This is a genomic window from Nocardia takedensis NBRC 100417, from assembly GCF_000308695.1.
Classification (GTDB): domain Bacteria; phylum Actinomycetota; class Actinomycetes; order Mycobacteriales; family Mycobacteriaceae; genus Nocardia; species Nocardia takedensis.
Genome location: NZ_BAGG01000109.1, coordinates 14,819 through 37,451 on the forward strand (window position 1 = coordinate 14,819; position 22,633 = coordinate 37,451).

The 22,633-nt window shown below is 71.0% G+C and carries 4 protein-coding genes; 2 read left to right on the forward strand and 2 right to left on the reverse strand.

What is annotated here, in order from left to right:
* Positions 1 to 47: 47 nt before the first annotated feature.
* The gene (locus tag ON30_RS23330; RefSeq protein WP_040710149.1) at positions 48 to 18,203 is read right to left on the reverse strand and encodes a non-ribosomal peptide synthetase; all 18,156 of its coding nucleotides are present in this window, start codon (positions 18,201 to 18,203) and stop codon (positions 48 to 50) included.
* 1,154 nt (positions 18,204 to 19,357) lie between these two features.
* Between ON30_RS23330 and ON30_RS23335 the strand changes: the two genes are divergently transcribed.
* Positions 19,358 to 20,530 (forward strand): alkane 1-monooxygenase, encoded by a 1,173-nt coding sequence (locus ON30_RS23335; RefSeq protein WP_051029838.1) that lies wholly within the window; start codon positions 19,358 to 19,360, stop codon positions 20,528 to 20,530.
* Here the strand turns inward: ON30_RS23335 and ON30_RS23340 are convergent.
* Positions 20,527 to 21,795: a lipase family protein gene (locus ON30_RS23340; protein WP_051029839.1), complete on the reverse strand. Its 1,269-nt coding sequence runs from the start codon at positions 21,793 to 21,795 to the stop codon at positions 20,527 to 20,529. The two genes, ON30_RS23335 and ON30_RS23340, sit on opposite strands and share 4 nt — an antisense overlap.
* A gap of 411 nt (positions 21,796 to 22,206) precedes the next feature.
* Between ON30_RS23340 and ON30_RS23345 the strand changes: the two genes are divergently transcribed.
* Positions 22,207 to 22,617, forward strand: a complete 411-nt coding sequence (locus ON30_RS23345) for an NUDIX hydrolase (protein ID WP_040710152.1) — start codon at positions 22,207 to 22,209, stop codon at positions 22,615 to 22,617.
* Positions 22,618 to 22,633 lie beyond the last annotated feature (16 nt).

A 22,633-nucleotide genomic window follows, 5' to 3' on the forward strand; every position in this document is an offset into this window, starting at 1 on the left:
GAGCTGATTCGATACCGCTCGGTCTGTGGATGATCACCGTTTGGTGGTCATTCGCCCCGCTCGTCGAGAATCCGGGCGATCCGGGCGATCGCCGCCGGATCGGTCATCTCCAGGTGCGCCGCGTCGACCTCGACCTCGGTGATCTCGCCGCGCACGTAGGGCCGCCAGCCGTCGTGGCCCTCGGCGTCGGCGCGTCGGTCCCGTGCCGCGGTGAAATACAGCAGATCGCAGTCCACCACCGGCGGTTCCCAGTCCGCCGCCGCGCGGATGTAATCGTTGTAGGCGTCGGTCAGGCGCTCGAGGGTCGCGGCGTCCACCGCCATGCCGTCGCCGAGGTGTTCGGCGATCTGCCGGGCCGCCTGTTCGGCCGTGGCGTCGGGGCTCACGAAATCGATGCCCATCACCGGCCCCAGATTGCTGACCAACTCGCCCGCCGAGATCGTGGTGACCGACTCGCCGTCGATCCCGCTCGCCTCGGCGTCCAGCATCGCCAGCAACTCGACCCGCTCGCCCGCCTCGCGCAACAGGCCCGCGACCGCGTGGGCGATCACGCCGCCCATCGACCACCCGAGCAGGTCGTAGGGTCCCTCCGGTTGGACCGCGCGGATCTCGCGGACGTAGCGGGCCGCGATCTCGGCCATGGTCCTCGGCCCCGGGTCCTCGCCGGCGATCCGCGGCGCCTGGAGTCCGTAGACGGGCCGATCCGCGGTGAGATGGTTGTCGAAGCCGTAGTAGCACCAGGCCAGCCCGGAAGCCGGGTGGACGCACCACAGCGGCCGTCCGGCGCCGCCCGCGCGGATCGGGAGCACGACCTCGAGGCCGAGCGCCGACCGGTCCGCCGGGTCGGTGCCGTCGCGCATACCGGATTCGATGCGCTTGGCCAGATCGGCCGGACTGGGATCCGACAGCATCCAGCGCAGCGGGATCTCGAAGTCCAGTTCCTTCTTCAGCTCGCCCGCCACCTGCACCGAGCGCAGCGAGTTGCCGCCCAACCGGTAGAAGTCGTCGTCGGCGCCGACCCGCGGCACGCCGAGCACGTGCTCGAAGACCCGGGCGACCTCCTCTTCCAGCCACGACGACGGCGCGCGGAACTCGCCGACCGTGAGCACCGGTTCGGGCAGCTTCTTGCGGTCGAGCTTGCCGGAACTGGTCAGCGGCACCGAATCCAGGACCACGACGCTGGTCGGCACCATGTAGGCGGGCAGTTCGGTGGCCGCGAAGGCCAGCACCTCGTCGGTGTCGATCACCGCCCCCGCGGCGGGAACCAGGTAGACGACCAGGAATTCGAGGCCGTCGGTGTTCGCCAACGCCGCGATCGCGCGCGCCACGGTGGGATGTTCGGCGATGACCGCCTCGATCTCCCCGAGTTCGATGCGCAGGCCGCGCAGTTTGACCTGGAAATCGGTGCGGCCCAGGTAGTCCAGTTCGCCGTCGGCCTGCCAGCGCGCCAGGTCGCCGGTGCGGTACATCCGCTGCCCGAGATCGAAGGGGTCGGGCACGAACCGCTCGGCGCTCAGTCCCGGCCGGGCGTGGTAGCCGCGCACGGTCTGCGCGCCCGCCAGGTACAGGTCGCCCGCGACGCCGGGCGGGACCGGCCGCAACCGCGCGTCCAGGACGTATGCCCGCGCGTTCCACACCGGGCTGCCCATCGGCATGTGCCCGTCGTCGGCGGCGTCGACGCTGTGCGCGGTCGCGTGCAGGGTGAATTCGGTGGGGCCGTACAGGTTGTGCAGCACCGCGTCGGGCAGCACCCGCCGCGCCGCGGTCAGCACCTCGTGACCGAACGCCTCGCCGCCCACCAGCAGCGCCCGCAACGAGCGCAGCGACTCGGCCGGAACGGAGTCGGCGAACACCGCCAGCATCGAGGGCACGAAGGAGGTGGCGCTCACCTCGTGGGCGGCGATCGTCTCGGCCAGATAGGCCGGATCGGTGTGGCCGTCCGGACGCGCGATCACCATCCGCGCGCCGATCGCCAGCGTGGCGAACAGTTCCCAGACCGAGACGTCGAAGGTGGCGGGCGTCTTCTGCAACACCACGTCCCGCTCGGTCAGCTCGTAAGCGCCGATGATCCAGCGCAATTGGTTGAGCACGGCGTTGTTGGGCACCGCGACGCCTTTGGGGCGGCCGGTCGATCCCGAGGTGAACAGGACGTAGGCGAGGTCGTCCGGTCGCAGGGGCCGCACCCGTTCGGCGTCGGTGATCGGCCCGTCGTCGTAACCCGACAGGTCGATGCCGTCCAGGCTCGACAGCACCACCGCCGCGTCCGCGGTCGCGAGCATGTAGTCGACGCGTTCCGGGGGCAGGTCGGGGTCGACCGGGACGTAGCCGCCGCCCGCCGCGTGCACCGCGTACATCGCGGTGACCTGGTCCAACGAACGCCGCATCCGCAGCGCCACCAGCGATTCCGGTCCGACACCCCGCCCGATCAGCCAGCGCGCGAGCCGGTTGACGCGGGCGGCGAACCGCGCGTAGGTCAACGACTGCTCGCCGAAGATCACGGCGGTGCGCTCGGCGTACCGCTCGGCCGAGCGCGCGAACACGGCGGCCAAGGTGTCGGCCGGTTCGAGGGCCACCTCGGTGGCGTTCCACCGCACCAGCACGTCCTCGCGTTCGGCGGGCGTGAGCAGATCCACCTCGTACACCCCGCGCGTCGGGTCGGCGGTGAGCGTGTCGAGCAACCGCAGCAGGCGGTCGACCAGCGTGCGCACCGTCTCGGGGTCGAACAGGTCGGTGGCGTAGGTGACCGCGCCGGTCAGCCCCGCGGGCGCGCCGGTCTCGTCGTAGGTGTCGGAGACCGTGAATTGCAGGTCGAACAGCGAGGACCCGGTTTCGGCCTCGAGCGCCGAGAGCGACAGGCCGGGCAGTTCGAGATCGGTCGAGCCGAGGTTCTGGAAGGCCAACATGACCTGGAACAGCGGGTGGTGCGCGTGCGAGCGCACCGGATTCAATTCCTGCACCAACCGTTCGAAGGGGACATCGGCGTGTCCGAAGGCGGCGACGTCGGTTTCGCGCACCTGCTCGAGCAGGCGGGTGAAGGACATGTCCGGGCTCATCCGGGTCCGCAGGACCAGGGTGTTGACGAACATGCCGACCAGGTCGTCGAGTTCGGGTTCGCCGCGGCCCGCGTACGGTGTGCCGATGGTGACGTCGTCGGTGCGGGCCAGGCGTCCCAGCGTGGCGGCCAGCGCCGCGTGGAAGACCATGAACAGCGTCGTGTTGTGCGCGCGGGCCACCTGATCCATCCGGGCGTGCAGGGGCGCGCCGACCGTCAACGCGATCGTGTCGCCCGCGTAGCTCTGCGTGGACGGACGCTTGCGATCGGCGGGCAGTTCCAGCAGGGCGGGCAGATCGGCCAGTTGCGCGGTCCAGTAGTCGATCTGGGCGCGCAGCAGCGACCGCGGATCGTCCTCGGACCCGAGCACCGCCCGCTGCCAGATCGCGTAGTCGGCGTACTGCACGGGCAGCGGCGTCCAGGCCGGGGCCTCGTCCTCGAGCCGGGCCGCGTAGGCGCTCATCATGTCGCGGGCCAGCGGGTTCAGCGAGGACCCGTCGCCGCCGATGTGGTGCAGGACCACCGCGAGCACCCATTCGTCGGATCCGAGGTCGAACAGGCGCACCCGGAAGGGGATCTCGGCGGTCACGTCGAACGGGGTGGCCAGCAGGGCCGCCACCGCCCGCGCCAGTTCGGCTTCGGTGACGGCGGTGGCGGTCAGCGGCCCGAGCGCCTGCGCGACGGGCAGCACGACCTGCACCGGGTCACCGCCCACCTGCGGGTAGATCGTGCGCAGGACCTCGTGTCGGGTCACCACGTCCTCGATCGCCGCGCGCAGCGCGTCCACGTCGAGCCGACCGCTGAGCCGGAAGACGATCGGGATGCTGTAGGCGGGCGAGTCGGGCTCGAAGCGGTTCAGGAACCACATCCGCTGCTGGGCGTAGGACAGCGGGATGTTCGCGGGCCGCGGTCGGGCGGTCAGCGCGACGCGGGCGTCGCCGGTGTGGGATTCGGCGCGCGCGGCCAGTTGCGCGACCGTCGAGGCGCCGAAGATCATGCCCACCGGGACGGTGGTGTCCAGCGCCGCGCCGATGCGCGCGGCGACCCGGGTGGCCACCAGGCTGTTGCCGCCCAGGTCGAAGAAGTCGTCGTCGGCGCCGACCATCCGGTCCAGGCCGAGCACCTCGGCGAACACGCCCGCCACGATCTCCTCGACCGGCGAGGACGGCGCGCGGAATCGCTTGGTGCGCAGCACCGGTTCGGGCAGCGCGCGGCGATCGAGCTTGCCGTTGGGCAGCAGCGGGATCTCGTCGAGGGCCACGACGGCGGCGGGCACCATATGCGCGGGCAGTCGTTCGGCGAGTTCGGCGCGCAGGTCGTCCTCCTCGACGCCCCCGGGCGCGACCACGTAGGACACCAGTCGCAGCGGGGCGGACCCGTCGCGGCGGGCGATGGTGACGGCGAAGCTCACCTCCGGCCGCGCGCCGAGCAGGGCGTCGATCTCGCCGAGTTCGACGCGGAAGCCGCGGATCTTGACCTGGAAGTCGTTGCGTCCCAGGAATTCCAGCGCGCCCGCCGAATTCCAGCGGACCAGGTCGCCGGTGCGGTACATGCGCTGTCCCGGCGCACCGAACGGATCGGCGACGAATCGGCCCGCGGTGACGGTCATCCGGTTCAGGTAGCCGCGCGCGAGCGCCGGACCCGCCAGGTACAGCTCACCGCTCACCCCGACCGGTACGGGCCGCAGGCGGGCGTCGAGCACCACGGCCCGTGTTCCCGGCACCGGGCCGCCGATGGTCGCCTGGTCGCCCGGCCGCAGCGGAGGCGTCGCGGTGGCCACGATCGTGGATTCGGTCGGCCCGTAGAGCACCCGGAACGCGCGGTCCTCGACGCCCACCCAGCGCTGCACCAGATCCGCCGGGACCTCGTCGCCGCCGGACATCACGACCCGCAGATCGTCCAACCCCGTCGGGTCCATGGCGGCGAGGGCGGCCGGGGTCACGAACGCGTGGGTGACCCGCTCGGCGCGCAGCAGGTCGGTCAGTTCCTCGCCGCCGCGCATCCCCGCCTGCGCCACCACCAGCGCCGCGCCCGCGCTGACCGCGAGCAGGATCTCCAGCAGCGAGGCGTCGAACGAGGGCGAGGCGAAATGCAGGACCCGCGAACCCGATTCGAGGTCGGGCACGGCGCGCTGGGCGGCGATGTAGTCGGCGATGCCCGCGTGCGTGGTGGCCACGCCCTTGGGCACACCGGTCGAACCGGAGGTGAAGATCACCCAGGCGACGTCGGCCGCGCGCAGGGGCTGGGGCCGTTCGTCGACCTCGATCGGTCCGGCCGCCAAGGAGTCCAGGCGCGCGTCGACGGCGTCGTCGTCGAGGACGACCCAGTTCACCGTGTCGGGCAGCGCGGCGTGCGCGGCGATCGAGGTCACCCCGAGTGTCGCCGCCGAATCCGTCACCATCTGCTCGATCCGCGCCGCCGGATAGCCCGGGTCGACGGGCACGTAGGCGGCCCCGGACTTCACCACCGCCCACCAGGCGACGACCGAATCCGCCGAGCGTTCGAGCGCGACCACGACCCGCCGCTCCGGACGCGCCCCGGAGCGGATCAGCAACCGCGCCAACCGGTTCGACCGGTCGTCCAGTTCCGCGTAGGTCAGTCGGGTGTCCCCGGCCAGCACGGCGGGACCGTCGGGGTTCGCGCGCACCGCCGCCGCGAACACCTCCGGCAGCGTCAGCGCCTCGGTCGCCGCCGGTGCGCCCACCCGTGACAGCAGATCCGCGCGCTCGTCGGCGTCGAGCCAGTCGATGTCGCCGACCGCCACGGTCGGATCCTGCGCGACGGCCGCCAGGATCCGGGTCAGCCGCCGGACGAACATCGCCGCCGTGCCCTCGTCGAACAGGTCGCGCGCGTACATCATCATGCCCGAGATGCCCTGGGCGGCGGCCCCGTCGGCGTAGGAGTCGGAGACCACGAATTGCAGGTCGTACTGCGAGGTCCCGATGTCGAGGTCCGCGCGCGACACCGTGACGCCGGGCAGCGCGACCTCCACACCCGAGAGGTTCTGGAAGGCCAGCGCGACCTGGAACAGCGGATGGTGCGCGGCCGAACGCCGCGGGTTCAGATCCTCCACGACCCGCTCGAAGGGCACGTCGGCGTGGTCGAAGGCTTGCAGGTCGGTCTCGCGGATCTGTTCGAGCAGGTCCGCGAAGGACTGCGCGCCGTCGACGGGGGACCGCAGCGCCAAGGTGTTGACGAACATGCCGACCAGATCATCGAGGCCCTGTTCGCCGCGGCCCGCGACCGGCGTCCCGATCACCACGTCCTCGGCGCCGCCCAGCCGACTCAACAGCACCGCCAGCGCGGCGTGCAGCACCATGAACAGCGACGCGCCGCGCGACCGTCCCAGCGCGACCAGGCGCGCGTGCAATTCCGCGTCGATCTCCATCGGCAGTCGACCACCAGCCGAGGAGGCCACCTCGGGACGGGGACGGTCCGAGGGCAGGTCGAGCACTTCGGGCGCGTCGGCCATGGTCGAGCGCCAGAACGCCAGTTGCGCGTGCATCAGCGATTCCGGGTCCTCGGCCGCGCCGAGCACCTGACGCTGCCACAGCGCGTAGTCCGCGTACTGGACCTCGAGCGGTTCCCAGACCGGCGCGTGGTCTTCCAGGCGCGCGGCGTAGGCGCTCATCACATCGCGCGAGAGCGGACCCATCGACTGTCCGTCGCCCGCGATGTGGTGGACCACCAGCACCAGCAGGTACTGCCCGGTGTCGCCGTCGCGGTCGATCTCGAACAGGCCCATCCGCATCGGCACGTGGGCGGTCACGTCGAAACCGCGGTGCACGAACGCGCCCACCACCTCGCGGACCGTCTCGAGCGGCACCCGCGTGCGGGTCATCTCGACCTGCGGATCGTCGAGCACCACCTGACGGGGTTCGCCGTCGGTCTCCGGATAGACCGTCCGCAGCACTTCGTGGCGGGCCATCACATCGCGCAGCGCCGCGTCCAGGGCCGCGGTGTCCAACCGGCCGGACAGGCGCAGCACCACCGGGATGTTGTAGACGGGCGAATCCGGTTCCAGGCGGTTGAGGAACCACATCCGCTGCTGGGCCAGTGACAGCGGGACAGGTTCGGGGCGCGCGGCGGCGCTCAGCGGCACGCGCGCGCCACCGGTCAGCGTGCCCGCCAGGGCCGCCAAGCCGCCGACGGTGGGCTCCTCGAACAGCGAGCGCACCGGTACCCGCACGTCCAGGGCCGCGCCCACCCGGGCCACCACCAGCGAGGCGGACAGCGAATCGCCGCCGAGGGCGAAGAAGTCGTCGTCCACGCCGACGCGCTCGACCGAGAGCACCTGCTCGAAGGCGGTCGCGACGACGGCCTCGGTCCAGGTGACGGGCGCGCGGAATTCCGGTGCGGCGAACTCCGGTTCGGGTAGTCGGTCGCGATCGAGTTTGCCGGTCGCGGTCAACGGCACGTCCTCGATCACCATGACCGCGGCGGGCAGCATGTAGGCGGGCAGCACCTCGGCGAGATCGGCGGCCAACCTCTCTCCGGACACGGTCGTGCCGGGGGCGGGCACCACGTAGGACACCAGCACCACCGGGCGGCGGTCGCCGCCGCGCGGCACGGTGACCGCGAAGGCGACGTTCGCGTGCGCGGCCAATGCCGCGTCGATCTCGCCGGATTCGATGCGCACGCCGCGGACCTTGACCTGGAAGTCGTTGCGTCCCAAGAATTCCAAACCGCCCGCGGCGTCGCCGCGGACCAGGTCGCCGGTGCGGTACATGCGTTCGCCCGGCGCGCCGAACGGGCAGGCCACGAAACGCGCGGCGGTCAGTCCCGGCCTACCGACGTACCCTTCGGCCAGTCCCGCGCCGAACAGGTACAGCTCACCCGCGACCTCCTCGGGCACGGGCCGCAGCCAGGTGTCGAGGACCGCGGTGGCGACCGGCCCGACGGGATGGCCGATGGTGATCGGTTCGCCCGGGACGAGCGCCCGACTGCCGGTGGCCCAGATGGTGGATTCGGTCGGCCCGTACAGGTTGACCATCGTGCGCCCGGGGGCCCACCGCTCGACCAGTTCCGGCCCGACGGCCTCCCCCGCGGTCGCCAGCACCCGCAGTCCGTCGAGCCCTTCGGTCGGGATCGTCGCCAGCGCCGAGGGCGTCAGCACGGCGTGCGTGACGCGGTCGCGGCGGATCAGTTCGGCCAGTTCCGGCCCGCCGTACACGTCGGGCGGCGACTGTACGAGCGCGCCGCCCGAGCCGTGGGCCATCAGCAACTCGAACAGCGAGGCGTCGAAGCTGGGCGAGGCCACTTGCAGCACCCGCGAGGCGGTGTCGACGCCGAGTTCGCGGCGTTGCGCCGCCACCAGCGCGGCCAGGCCGCGCTGACCCACGCGGACGCCCTTTGGCGTGCCGGTCGACCCGGAGGTGTAGATCACATACGCGGTCCGGTCGGCGCGGATCGGTCCGCCCCGCTCGGCGTCGGTGACCGGTGACGCGGCGGTCGCGTCGAGTTCGCGTCGGGTCGCCGGGTCGTCCAGGACCAGCCAGTCGACGGTGTCGGGCAACCGATCCCGCGATTCGGCGACCGAGAGGCCCAGTGCCGCACCGGAATCGGCCAGCACGAAACCGATGCGCTCGGCGGGCAGGTTCGGGTCGATCGGCACGAAGGCGATACCCGCCTTCGCCGCGGCCCAGATCGCCACGACCGCCTCCGGTCCGCGCGGCAGCGCGCAGGCCACCACCGACGGCGCGGCGCCGGTGCGCCGCACCAGGAGTCGGGCCAGACGGTTCGAGCGGTCGTCGAGTTCGGCGTAGGTCAGGGAGATCGCGCCGCGCACGAGCGCCGTCGCCTCGGGTGTGCGCGCGGCGACGGTCGCGAACAGGTCCGCGAGCGTCGCCGGCACGTCGTCCTCGGTCGCGGGCGGGAACGCCGGGCTGTGCTCGCCGGGGGTGATCGCGCCGACCGGGACGGCCGGGTTCTCGGCGATCCGGCTCAGCAGTTCCACGAAGCGGTCCAGGATGTCGCGGGCCGCGGGCGCGTCGAAGGCGTCCTCGCGGAAGCGCAGGGTCATCCGCAGTCCCGACGCCGGCGTCGGCGCGACGACCAGGCTCAACGGGTACGGGGTCGCGTCGATCCCGGTGATGCCCTGTACACGCAGGCCCGCGGAGTCCACGAGTTGCTGCAACGCGTCCTCGTGCAGCGGGAAGGACTGGTAGGCCAGCGCGGTGTCGAACAGTTCGGCGACGCCGATGCTGCGGTGGATGTCGGGCAACCCGATGTAGTGGTGGTCCAGCATCCGCGCGTGCTGTTCCTGGATCCGGCTCAGCAGTTCCCGCGCGGGCAGGTCGGGTTCGAGCCGCACCCGCACCGGGATGGTGTTGAGGAACATGCCGAGGGTCTGGTGCACGCCCGGCAGTTCGGGCGGCCTGCCCGAGACCGCGGAGCCGAACAGCACCTCGGTCTCCCCGGTCAGCACGCGCAGGTTCAGCGCCCACGCGACGCCCAGGGCGGTGTTGATGGTGACGGCCGCGTCGGCCGCCACGTCGCGCAGGCGCGCGAACAGCGCCGCCGGGAGTTCGGCGTCCACCTCGGCGGCGGTGACCGCGCCGGTGAGCGCGGTGCGCGCGACCCGGGTGGGCGCGTCGACATCCGCGTATTCCCGCGCCCAGGCTTCCCGGGAACTCGCCGGATCCTGCTGTCCGAGCCAGACCAGGTAGTCGCGGTAGGACGACGCGGGCGCGGCGGATTCGATCAGCGACGGCGCACCGTAGTACTCGAGCAGTTCGCGCATCAGCAGCGGCATCGACCAGCCGTCCAGGATGACGTGGTGGTTGGTGACCAGCAACCGGTAGTCGGCCTCGCCCACTCGGATCAGCGTGAACCGGATGAGCGGCGGCGCGCTCAGGTCGAAGCCGGCCGCGGCCTCGGCGCGGGCGAACTCCGTGGGATCGGTCGCGATGTCCGGATCGCCGACGGCGTCGAGGTCGACCTCGCGGAAGGGCGCCTCGACCCGGCGCACGACGATCTGACACGGCCCGGCCGAGGTCTCGGCGAAGGCGGCGCGCAGGATGTCGTGGCGGTCGACCAACGCCTGGGCGGCCTGCCGCAACCGCTCGGCGTCGATCTCGCCGGAGAACTCGATCATGGTCTGGACGGTGTAGTCGTCGGCCGCCTCGGGATCGAAGATCGAGTGGAAGTGGATACCGGACTGCATCGGCGAGAGCGGCCACACGTCGGCCAGCGCCTCGTAGTGCTGGTCGAGGCCTTCGATGTCGTGCTGGGTCAGCGCGACCAGCGGGAAATCCGAGGGGCGGAAGGCCCGGCCCCGCGCGTCGGGTCCTGCCCACGGCGCGGGCAGCGCGCCGCCGGGCGCGGCCGGTTCGCCGCGCGCGATCGAGGCCAGCGCGGCCACCGTCTTGGCCTGGAAGACGTCGCGCGGTGTGATGGTCAGTCCGGCGGAGCGGGCCAGCGCGACCAACCGCATCGAGACGATGCTGTCGCCGCCGAGGGTGAAGAAGTTGTCCTCGGCCGAGACGGCGTCCAGGTTCAGGACCTCCGCGAACAGGTGGGCCATGATCTTCTCGGCAGGGGTGGCGGGCGGCCTGCCGCCGGTCGCCTCCGACTCGAAAGCGCGCTCGCGCAACGCCGCGCGATCGATCTTGCCGGTGGCGGTCACCGGCATCCGGTCCAGCACCACGATCGCGGTGGGGTTCATGTAGGACGACATCGTGTTCGCCAGATCCTCGTGCAGGCTCGCCACGTCCAACTCCGCCTCCGGCGCGGCCACCACGTAGGACACCAGGATCGGCTGGCCCGCGGGCCCCTGCTGGGCGACGGTCGCGACGTTCGACACGGCGGGATGACGCGCCAGGTGGGCGTCGACGTCGCCGGGTTCGATTCGCAGACCGTGGATCTTGACCTGTTGGTCGTTGCGTCCGAGGTAGCGCAGTTCCAGCCCGTGCGGGCCGCGCACCCAGCGCACCGAGTCGCCGGTGCGGTAGACCCGTTCGCCGCCGGTGGATCTCGGGTCGGCCACGAAGCGGGCCGCGGTCACGTCGGGCCGGTCGAAGTAGCCGCGGGCCAGTCCGGGCCCGCCGAGATAGAGTTCGCCCGCGACGCCGACCGGGACCGGTCGCAGCCACATGTCGAGCACCATCGCCGACACGCCGCGGATCGGGCCGCCGATCGACACCGGGTCGCCCGGGTGCAAGGCGTCGGTTCCCGTCGCCCAGATCGTGGTCTCGGTCGGTCCGTAGTGGTTCATCAGGGTGCGCCCGGAACCCCAGCGGCTGACGGTGTCCGAGCCGGTGGCCTCACCGACCACGGCGACCGTGGTCAGCGACGGGAGCGCGGCGGGGTCCATCGTGTCGAGCACCGACGGGGTGATGATGGCGTGCGAGACCTGGTGCGCGCGCAGCAGTTCCGCGAGATCCTCGCCCGCGTACACCTCCGGCGGCGCGATCACCAGCGCCGCGCCCGCGCTGTGGGCCAGCAGCAGTTCGGACACGCACGCGTCGAATCCGGGCGAGGCGACCTGCAACACCGCCGAATCCGGTCCGGCGCGGAAGGATTCGGCCTGCGCGGCCACCAGGTCGGCCAGACCGCGATGAGCGACGTGCACCGCCTTCGGCTTCCCCGTCGACCCGGAGGTGTAGATGACGTAGGCCGCGTTGTCGGGACGCGGGGCGCCGAGCGCGGTGGCGCGCGAGGTCGGCTCCGGGTCGTCCAGGGACAGCCAGTCCACGGTCCGCGGCAGTTTCGCGGCCACCGCGTCGACCGTGAGGCCCAGCGCGCTGCGCGAGTCGGCCAGCAGTTCGGCCAGTCGTTCGGCCGGGTTGCCGGGGTCGAGGGCGACGAAGGCCGCGCCGGTCCTCGCCACCGCCCAGATCGCCACGACGAGGTCGACCGAGCGCGGGACCGCGAGCGCGACGAAGGTCTCCGGGCGCGCGCCGCGCTCGATCAGTTCGCCGGCGACCCGCTCGGCGCGCCGGTCGAGTTCGCGATAGGTGAGCGCGACGGGCCCGGACCGGACCGCCACCGCCTCCGGGTACCGCCGGGCGGTGTCCGCGAGGATCTCGCGCAGGGTGCGCTCGGCGACGGGCTCGGGACCGCGTACCGAGAACAGTTCCGCGCGTTCGTCTTCCGCGCCCGCGGCCAGGGCGGCGACCGGTGTGCCGGGGTCGGCGACGATCTGGCGCACCAGCAGAACGAACCGTTCCAGCAGCGAGCGCGCGTCCCGCGGGCTCAGCCGGTCGGTGGAGTAGCGCAGGGTCAGCAGGTACGCGCCCGGTTCGCCGCTGTCGGAGCGGCCCGCCCGCACCGGACGCGGCGGGGTGACCTGCAAACTCACCGGATAGGGCGTGGCGTCGCGGGCGACCAGGTCGACGAAGGCCAGACCGGCGTCGGCGAGGCTGCGCTTGAGGCCCTCGCGGTCCAGCGGATAGGACTCGAGCACCGTCACCGTGTCGAACATGTCGGCGATGCCGGTGGTGCGCTGCAATTCGGCCAGCCCGATGTGGACGTGGTCGAGCATGCCCGCCTGGTCGGCCTGGGTGCGGGTGAGCAGGTCGGCGACGCTCTCGCCGGGGTCGAGTCGGACCCGCACCGGCAGCGTGTTGATGAACAGCCCGATCATCGTCTCGATGCCGGGGATGTGCGGCGGCCGGTTGGACACGGTGTTGCCGAACACCACGTCCGAGCGCCCGGTCATGATCGTCAGCAGCAGCGACCACGCGACCTGCAAGGCCGTGTTGGCGGTGACGCCGTGCGAGCGGCCCAGGCCCAGGATCGCGTCGGTGGTCGCGACGTCGAGGCTCAAATCGACCGCCGCGTTGCGCGCGGTGGCCGTGCGGTCCGGCCTGCCTGTCACCCGCGTCGGTCCCTCGATGCCCGCCAGCGCGCGCTGCCACGCGCCCGCCGCGGCGTCGCGGTCCTGTACGTGCAGCCATTGCAGGTAGTCCCGGTAGGACCGCTGCGGCCCGAGCGCGTCGGGAGCGCCGTCGGCGATGTAGAGCAGCAGCAGGTCGGCCACGATCAACGGCATCGACCACCCGTCCAGCACGATGTGGTGGTTGGTGATCACCAGGCGGAACTCCGCCTCCTCGGCGCGCACCAGGTGGAAGCGCACCAGCGGCGGACGGGCGGGATCGAAGGCGGTGGTGGCGCGCGCGGCCAGTCGCTCCAGTTCCCGCTCGCGCTCCTCGCGATCGGCGATGCCGGTCAGATCCGTGTACTGCCAGTCGACGCGGACATCGCGCGAGACGATCTGGCGCGGACCGTCACTGGATTCGACGAAGGCCACCCGCAGGCTGTCGTGCCGGTCGATCAGGATCTGCGCGGCCCGCCGCATCCGGTCGGGATGCACGGTGCCGCCCAGCGCCAGTTCGGCCTGCACGATGTAGCCGTCCACGCCGTCGCCGTCGTAGAGCGCGTGGAACAGCAGACCGGCCTGCAACGCCGTCAGCGGCCAGACGTCGATCATCGACGGGTAGTCCCGCAGCCAGCCGTCGATGTCGTCCTGCTTCGCGGTGACCAGCGGGAAATCCGACGGGGTGTAGCCGCCCGCGTCGGCGGCGGCGACGTGGTTCGCCAACGCCTCGAGCGCGCGCTCCCACAGTTCGGCCAATTCCTCGACGTCGGCGGGCTTGAGGATCTCGGAGGCGAATTCCCAGGTGGCGTCCAGTTCCAGCCCGTCCGAGCCCGGCACCGCGATCGCGTTGATGTCCAGCACGGCGGGCATGGCCATGCGCGGGTCGACCGTGCCGGTCAATCCCGTGAACTCGGTGCTGGGGGCCCACGGACCCGCATACTCCCCGCTCACCGCCCGGCCCAGGTAGTTGACGCTGATCTGCGGGTCCGGCACGGCCCCGAGTTCGGCGCGCCCCACCGGGTCCAGGTATCGCAGCATGCCGTAGCCGATCCCGTTGTCGGGCACCGCGCGCAACTGCTCCTTGACGTACTTGATCGCCTGTCCCGCGGCCGCGCCGCCGGCGAAGGCGTCGTCCAGGTCGAGTCCGTCCAGGTCGAGGCGGACCGGGAAGCGGGTGGTGAACCAGCCGACGGTCGCGGTCAGGTCCGCCCCCGGCACGACCTGCTCCTCGCGGCCGTGGCCCTCGAGCGAGATCAGTTCGCTGCCCCGCGGGTGGCCGCGCCGGTCGCGCCACCGGGCCAGCGCCAAGGCCAGCGCGGCCAGGATCGGGTCGTTCGGTCCGCCGTGGAAGCGGGCCGGGACCGTGGTCAGGATCGCCTCGGTGACCCGGGCCGGGATGCGCAGTCGGACCCGGCCCGCCGTCTCGCCGATGTCGACGGCGGGGTCGAGCGGGCGCGCCCCGATGAGTCGATCACCCTGGGCGAGAACGTCTTTCCACCGGTCGAGCTCGGCCGCGCGCCGGGCGGGCGCCTGCTCGATCTGACCGTGGATCCACCGCCGGACCGAAGTGGTCTCGGGATCGCTATGCGGGTCCTGGCCCGCCCCGAGCCGCTGCCAGGCCCGCGCCAGATCGGTGAGCACGATCCGCCACGACACCGCGTCGACCGCGAGGTGGTGGATGACCAGCCACAGCAGATCAGGGGCGTCCGGGTCGCGATCGATCAGTCGGACGCACTGCACGAGCACACCCGCCCCGGGGTCGAGTCGGTCGGCGGCCGCTTGCAGGTGCGCGTCCACCTCGGCTTCTTCTCGCGTCTCGAGGTGCGCGGTGCGCAACGTCGACTCGGGGTCCACCGTGCCGGGCTCGCGGACGTCGAGATACGGCTCCCCCTGCGTGTCACCGCGCAGGACCGCGCGCAGGATGTCGTGGCGGTCCAGCAGCGCCGCCAGCGCGCGCATCAGATCGTCGTGTGCGATCCCGTCCGGGAGTTCGACCAGCGCCGCCTGGGAGAAGCGGTCGAAATAGCCGCGGTCGAGCATCGCGTGCATGATCGGCGAGAGCGGCACCGCGCCGACCACCCCGCCCGGCAGTTCGGCCAACCGGGTGTCCTCGCTCGCCTCCGTCGCGATCGCGGCCAGCGCCGCGACGGTCTTCTGCTCGAAGACGGCCTGGGTGGAGAACGCCAGGCCGACCGCCTTGGCCCGGGCCACCAATTGGATCGACAGGATGCTGTCGCCGCCCAAGGCGAAGAAGCTGTCGTCCGCACCCACCCGGTGCACGCCCAGCACCTCGGCGAACAGGTCGGCCAGTTGGACCTCGCGCGGTGTCGAGGGCTCCCGACCGGCGGGAGCGGCGTCGAAGACGGGTTCGGGCAGCGCGGCGCGATCCAGTTTGCCGAACGCGTTCACCGGCAGGCTCGTCAGCGGCACGATCACCGCCGGAACCATGTGCGGCGGCAGCGATCCGCGCGCGAAGCGCTCCAACTCGGCCGGATCGAGCACATGCTCGCGCACCGGCACGACATAGGAGGCCAGCACCAGCGCGTCCGCCTTGTTGCGCACCGGCACGGTGACCGACTGGTCCACATCGGCGTGGCCGCTCAGCGCCGCGTCGATCTCCCCCGGTTCGATCCGGTAGCCCCGGATCTTGACCTGGAAGTCGACGCGCCCCAGCAGTTCCAGTGCGAGCGAACCACTCTCGTCGGTCCAGCGCGCGATGTCGCCGGTCCGGTACATCCGTTCGCCGGGCGCGCCGTGCGGGTTCGCCACGAACCGGGCCGCCGTCTGCCCGAACAGCCGGCTGTACCCGCGCGCCAATCCCGCTCCCGCCAGGTACAACTCGCCCGCGGCGCCCTTGGGCGCCGGTTGCAGCGACGGGTCCAGGATCATCGCCGCGACCCCGCGGATCGGACCGCCGACGTCGGGGGTCCGCTCGGCGCGCACGACCGTGCCTGTCGCGGTGATGGTCGCCTCGGTGGGGCCGTACTCGTTGTGCAGTGTCCGGTCGCGCGACCAGCGCTGCACCACGTGCGGCGGGCACACGTCACCGCCGACCACGACCGCCCGCAGCGCGGTCAACGGCTCCGGGTCCACCGTCGCCAACATCGCGGGCGTCAACGTCAGGTGGGTCACCCCCGTCTCCGCCAGCAGGCGGGTCAGTTTCTCGCCGCCGATCACCTCCGGCGGCACGATCACCAACCGCGCACCGGTCGCGAAACAGGTCAGGAACTGCTCCACCGAGGCGTCGAAACTCGGCGAGAGCGCGTAGGACACCCGCGAATCCGCGTCCAGACCGAAGGCCGCGGTCCGGTCGGCGATGAGATTGGCCAGACCGGTGTGGGTGACCTGCACGCCCTTCGGCAGACCGGTCGATCCCGAGGTGTAGGTCATGTAGGCGAGATTGGTCGCGCGCAGCGGGCGGGTGCGCTCGTCGTCGCCGAGGGGTCCGCTCGCGGCGGATTCGCACAGCGCGGCGGTCCGCTCGTCGTCGAGCACGAGCGCCCGCACCGACTCGGGCAGTCGATCGCGGTGCGCGGCGACGGTGATCCCCACCAGCGCACCGCTGTCGGCCACCATGTGCTCGATGCGCCGCGGCGGATAGGCCGGATCGATCTGCACGATCGCCGCGCCGCACTGGGCGATCGCCCAAGCCGCCACGATCGACTCCACCGAGCGCCGCAGCACGATCGCCACCGCGGTGTCCGGGCCGCAGCCCTCCCCGATCAGGACCCGCGCCAACCGCGAGGACGCCGCGGCCAACTCGGCGTAGGTCAGCGTCCGCCCCTCGGCGACGACGGCGATCGACTCGGCGTGCTCGGCCGCGCCCGCCGCCAGGATGTCGGGCAGCAGCCGGGTGGAGGTCCCGCGCGCACCGCGCACCGGCAGCAGTCGCGCCCGCTCCTCGGGCTCGAGCAACGACAACCCGTTGACCGGGGTGTCCGCGCCGCCCGCCAGGAATTCCCGCAGGAACAGCACGAAACGCCGATGGTGGGCCGCCAACTCGGCCGGGGTGTAGATGTTCGGATTGCCCTGGAAATCGACGTGGGTGCTGCTTTTGCCCGCACCCGGGTAGATGTTGACGAACAGGTCGGCGGTCGGCCCCGAGGTCAGCACGTTCAGGCGACCGGTCGTCTCCCCGAACACCACCTCGTTCTCCACCATCATCAGGTTCACCGCGGGTCCGAACGAGGCCGCCTCGTCACGGGCGATCCCCATGTCGTGGAAGATGTCCTCCTGCCGGTACCGCTGCCGCCGCAACGCGCTGGTCAGCTCGCTCTGCGCCGCCGAGATCACCTCGTCCACGGTGCGGCCGCCCACCCGCACCCGCAGCGGCACCACATTGGCCACCATGCCGCCCGAGCGCCGCAGCACCGCCGAATGCCGCCCCGAGACCGGCAGGCTCAGCAACACCTCGTCACTGTTGGTCATCCGGGCCAGATAGGCCGCGAACGCCGCCACGATGATCGGCGCGACGCTGGCCCCGCGTTGCTTCACGACCTCCTCCAGCAGCCGCGCGGTCCGCTCCGGCAACGGCCTGCTGACCAGCGTCGGATGGATGGTGGGTTTGCTCACCCGGCCCGCCAGGCTCACCACCGGCGGCGCGCCCGCCAGATGTTCGGTCCAGTACGCGCGGTCGTTGTCGAAGCGCGTCGACCCCGGATAGGCCAGATCCTGGTCGATGACCTCGCTCAGGTCGCTCGCCTTCGACGGCGGCGGCGTCCGCCCCGCCACCCAGGCGTTGTAGAGCTCGGTGATGCGGTGCAGCATCGTCACCGCCGCGTACCCGTCCAGCGCGACGTGGTGCGCGCGCTGGTACCAGAGGTAGTGCTGGTCCCCGACCCGGAAGATCACACTCGCCATCAGCGGGTCGGCGAGCAGGTCCAGCGGACGCGAGTAGTCCTCGACCATCGCCCGGTGCGCCGCGCCCACCGGGTCGTCGCTGCCGCGCAGATCCCGCACCGTCACCGGCGAACCCTCGTCGTGGTCCACGAACTGCCGCGGTTCGCCGTCGACCTCGACCAGGTGCAGATGCCCCGACCCGAATTCCCGGCTCGCGGTCTCGCACGCGCGCACCAGCAGGTCGGTGTCCAGCGCGCCGTCGATCTCCACGTACTGCGCCACCGAGATCGGCGACGCGCCCGCGAGATGCTGGGCGAACCAGATACCCCGCTGCGCCGCCGAGAGCCGCAACGGCGCGGACGCCTCGGGCGCTTTGCCGTTCCCGCTGCCGTTCGCGCCCGCACCGTGTGCCGAATCCGGCCCACCCGGTTCGGTCGGGGTCGAATCGGACCGCGACGGCGAGCTGTCGAAGTTGCGCTGGGATGTGGTCATGCGATCTCCATACGTTCATCGGTGTCGAGCCGACCGGTCGTCCGGGCCGCGGCGGAGCACGGCGGACGCTCGGCAGAGCTGGAGGCGCGGCGAGTTCCGGACGAGCGGTCACCCGAGGGGCGCGAGAACTACGCGCCGCGTGAACGGTGACCGGGTACGTCGGTACCGCGGGGAATCACCTGGAGCCCGGTGCGACCCGCTCCCGTGGGAGCCGGGGCCGCGCGGCGTCACAGGCGTGGATGTTTGAGTCGCGAACGGCGGTTCCGACGGTGCGGACACGTCGGACGATTCCGGGATGTTCGGTCAGGAGTGGGCGCGGATCCGCGTTCGCGGTCGGCGCGCAGCGAGAAAGGATTCTTGTGATTCATCGGTTGCACCGCACAGCCTCGAGGGGTAGCGAGAACTACCCGTACTTTTCCGAGACGACCATCGCGCTCGTCGACTCGGGCTATTTCGTTGCACCCCGACAGCCGGGAAATTCCCGACTAGCCGCCCGCGGTCGGTGGAACCGACCGGCTGTCGCCGATCCGCGCTGTGCGGAATGAACCGCGCCGTGCGATATCGGAGATCAGCTTGAACAAACGATCATATCGACGGGTACCAGCGTGCGCAACCGGTTCCGCACGAACTCGAAACGGGCACACGGAATCCGCCGAAATGCCCATTTCCGCCGGAATCCACGGGCGTCGATATCGAATCGTCACGAAATACATTCGCTATCGTGCTTCGACTTCGCTAACAACTCCGCGTGTGGGAACGATGGGTCCGTCGGCTCGCGGAGACGGCTATCGACGCGGCGGTCACTGTGCAGCTCTACCAGCGGTAACATCACCAACCCCGAAACGGACATCGGCGCGGGAGCGGGCGTTGCCCGCCCGTCGCGGCAGGCGACCCGTACGCGAACAATGGGAAAGAGCGATCTTCGATTCGCGCGTTGACAGTCTCTCCGGACGCCGCGTACCGTTTTCGGAGGCGGACCGTCGCGTATCGGGGAATCAGGGAAGGCGCGACGAATCCGCCGCATATGATTGATTGGCCTTTTTCCGTGTCGATGCCCAGGACGAGCAGCCGTCGCATCGACTCGGAAATTTCGGCGCGAAACGGAAACAATTCCCGAAACCGAAGAATTCAGAACTCTGACATTGGCGGCTGTCATGGTATTCGAGAACTCCGAAGCACGCGATCCCAAACGCTACCTGTGGATGATGGGCCTGATCGCGCCCGGGTGCGCCATCCTGCCCGGCCTGCTGGTGAAACACACCGGGCTCCAGGTGTTCTGGTGGATCGGTCCGATCATCGTCTTCGTGCTGATCCCGGTGCTGGACCTCGTGATCGGCGACGACGGCAGCACCCCGCGCGAGCGGGACTACGAGGCGCTCTCGCGGGATCGGTACTACCGGTGGTGCACCTACTGTTTCCTGCCGTTGCAGATCACCGGCCTTTTCATCGCCTGCCACCTGTGGGCGGATCCCGCGCTCGATCTCGCGGACAAACTAGGTCTGGCCGTCACCATGGGCGTCGTCTCGGGCATCGGGATCAACGCCGCGCACGAACTCGGGCACCGCGCCGAACATCTGGAACGGTGGCTGGCGAAGATCGCGCTGGCCCAATCCGCCTACGGGCACTTCTTCGTCGAACACAATCGCGGCCACCACGTCCGGGTCGCCACGCCCGAGGACCCCGCCAGCGCCCGATTCGGGGAATCGCTGTGGGAATTCCTGCCGCGCAGCGCGCGGGGCGGTCTGCGCTCGGCGGTCATCCTGGAGCGCGAACGGTTGGCCCGCAAAGGAAAGCGCTGGTTGGGCCCGCACAACCAGATCATGCAGGCGTGGGCGATGAGCGCGGCGCTGTTCGCGGCGCTCATCGCGGCGTTCGGCCCTGCCATCGTGCCGTTCCTGATCGCGCAGGCGGTGATCGGTATCGCGCTGCTGGAAACCGTCAACTACATCGAGCACTACGGCCTGCTGCGCAAGCGCAGGCCCGACGGCCGATTCGAGCGGTGCTCACCGCGCGACAGTTGGAACAGCGACCGTCTGGTCACCAACGTGTTCCTGTTCCATCTGCAACGGCACAGCGACCACCACGCCCATCCCGGTCGGCGCTACCAGACGCTGCGCAGTTGCGAGCAGGCCCCGCAGCTTCCGGCCGGTTACGCCACCATGGTCCTGGTGGCGGCGGTCCCCCCGCTGTGGCGGGCGGTCATGGATCACCGCGTACTCAACCACTACGGCGGTGACCTGTCCCTGGCCAACGTCAAACCCGGTCTCGGCGGGCTCCGCCCCTCACGCCCGCCCGTCCACGTACGCCGGGAGACTCAACCGGGCTAAGGCAGGGCGGCGCAGTTCACCGGCGGCGGCACATTCGCGAGACGATCGGTCATCCACGGCTGCGAACTCGCCAGTGAGGGGAAGAAGGCCAGGTCGTGGGTGCCGGGGAAGCCGCCCGTCGCGGGGACGCCCGGGTCCGCGTCCAGTTGGACGGCCGCCCCGCCGCCGCACCAACTCGCGGCCATCCCGCGCACCGCCGGATAGGTGGCGCCTTCGTCGTTCCTGGCCGAGTAGACGCGCACGGGCGCGGCGGGAGCCACCCCGCCGAGCCGCTGTTCGTCGAAGGCGCGCTTGAGTTCCGGGGAGCCGTCGATGACCACGGGCAGCGGCAGCCCGCTGGTGGTCCACCGCGCGGTGTCCTGCGGTTGCACGAAGACGCCGGACAGACCGCCGCCGCACTTGCCGATCGAATCGCGCAGGATCGCCTTGCCGGTGTCGTTGAGCGCGGCGTCCAGTTCGCCGCGGGTCTCCGGATAGTCCTCGGCGATGCCGTTGAGGACCCAGGCGATCGCGGGCGCGACGCCCGGACGGCCGTCACTGCGCGCGATGTACTCCTGCGGCCCCACCAGCGGCCCGCCCACGTAGGCGCCGCGCACGTTCAACTCGGGGGCGTAGTCCGCTTGCAGTTCCGCCGCTGCCGCCGAAGCCATCCCGCCCTGGGAGTAGCCGTAGAGGATGACCGGGCCCTGCGGGTCCAGGCCCGGCATCCGCAACGCGGCCCGCGCCGAGTCCAGCACCGCGTACCCCTGGGTCTTGCGGTTCATGAAGTTGTGGATGCCCGGGATGTTGAAGTCGTGGTAGTCCGTCATCACCACGGCCATGCCCGCGGCCAGCAATTGATAGAGGGCGATGACGTCGTATTCGAACACCACGTCGGCGGGCGGCTGGAACCGGACCACCTGCGACAGCATCGCCGACGGCGCGCATTCGGGCCCCTGCCCCTGCGTGCCGCCCGCGTAGGCGACCAAGGGCCGCGGCCCCGGCCCGGTCCACGGCGCCGTCGGCTCGAGATACGTCCCGACCACGACGGTCGGCGCGTCGTGGGTGTCGGTGCTGGTGTAGACCAGGCGCGTGGACCGCGCGGGCACCGGTCCGCCCGGGCCGGGCACGGTCACCAAGGGCGCGCCGTCGGCGCGCAGGATCTCCCCGCTCGCTTCCTGGAATCCCGGCGGCTGCGCGGACGCGGACGGCGCGAGCGCCATCCCGGCGACCATCGTCAGGATTCCCGTCAAAGCCACGAGCCAAGCGCGTTTTTCGCTCTTCATACCGACCCTTCGTGCCGTGATTCAGCTGCCGGACCGAACAGCACGGTCACCGGGAACGCGTACACGACAACGCCGGGCATCGGATCGCGAGCGGGAATTCGTGCCGTTCGGTGCAAATCGGATCTAGATCGAATACAGCGAGTATCGCCGGTCCGGCCCGGAATCCGGCACATATCCGACCCCCGTGTCGCCGAACCCGATTCCGCCCGCGATCACCGAAGTTTGCTGAGCGGAATGGAACTACGCCGACGACAACCACCCCCGACCGGGGTAAACAGAAAACTCTCCGATCATGTCGTGTCGGAGCGAATTCGCGGACTCGCGCTCTACCCTGCGAAGAGTCGACGACATCGACGAGGTACCGCCCGCGATCCCCACCGCCAGCAGCGTCGTACGGAAGGAGCCTGTCAGATGGCGAGAACGGAAGGCACGGAGATCATCCTGCTGAACTCCGACAACCAGGTCCTGCTGTATCTACGCGACGACAATCCGGACCTGCTGTATCCGAACATGTGGGCGCTGCCGGGCGGCATCATCGAAGAAGGCGAGACGCCGTTGGAATCCATCGTCCGCGAGATCGACGAGGAAATGGGCATCCGACTAGACCCGCGCCACGTCCACCATCTCCAAACCCGGGTCCTCGACTTCGGAATCGAGCACACCTTCATCACCACCGCCGACTTCGACATCGAGGACATCACCCTCACCGAGGGGCAGGCCCTGCGCTGGTTCACCGAATCCGAGATCGCCGCCACCGCGCTCGCCTACGCCGACAACGCCATCCTCGAAACCTTCTTCGAGTCCCTCACCCGGACCCACTGACCCGCGCGCCCGACCC

What these genes read in the sequence shown, in the direction of transcription:
- ON30_RS23330 (WP_040710149.1), bottom strand. Translation starts at nt 18,203, where the DNA reads ATGACCACATCCCAGCGCAACTTCGACAGCTCGCCGTCGCGGTCCGAT.
- ON30_RS23335 (WP_051029838.1), top strand. Translation starts at nt 19,358, where the DNA reads ATGGTATTCGAGAACTCCGAAGCACGCGATCCCAAACGCTACCTGTGG.
- ON30_RS23340 (WP_051029839.1), bottom strand. Translation starts at nt 21,795, where the DNA reads ATGAAGAGCGAAAAACGCGCTTGGCTCGTGGCTTTGACGGGAATCCTG.
- ON30_RS23345 (WP_040710152.1), top strand. Translation starts at nt 22,207, where the DNA reads ATGGCGAGAACGGAAGGCACGGAGATCATCCTGCTGAACTCCGACAAC.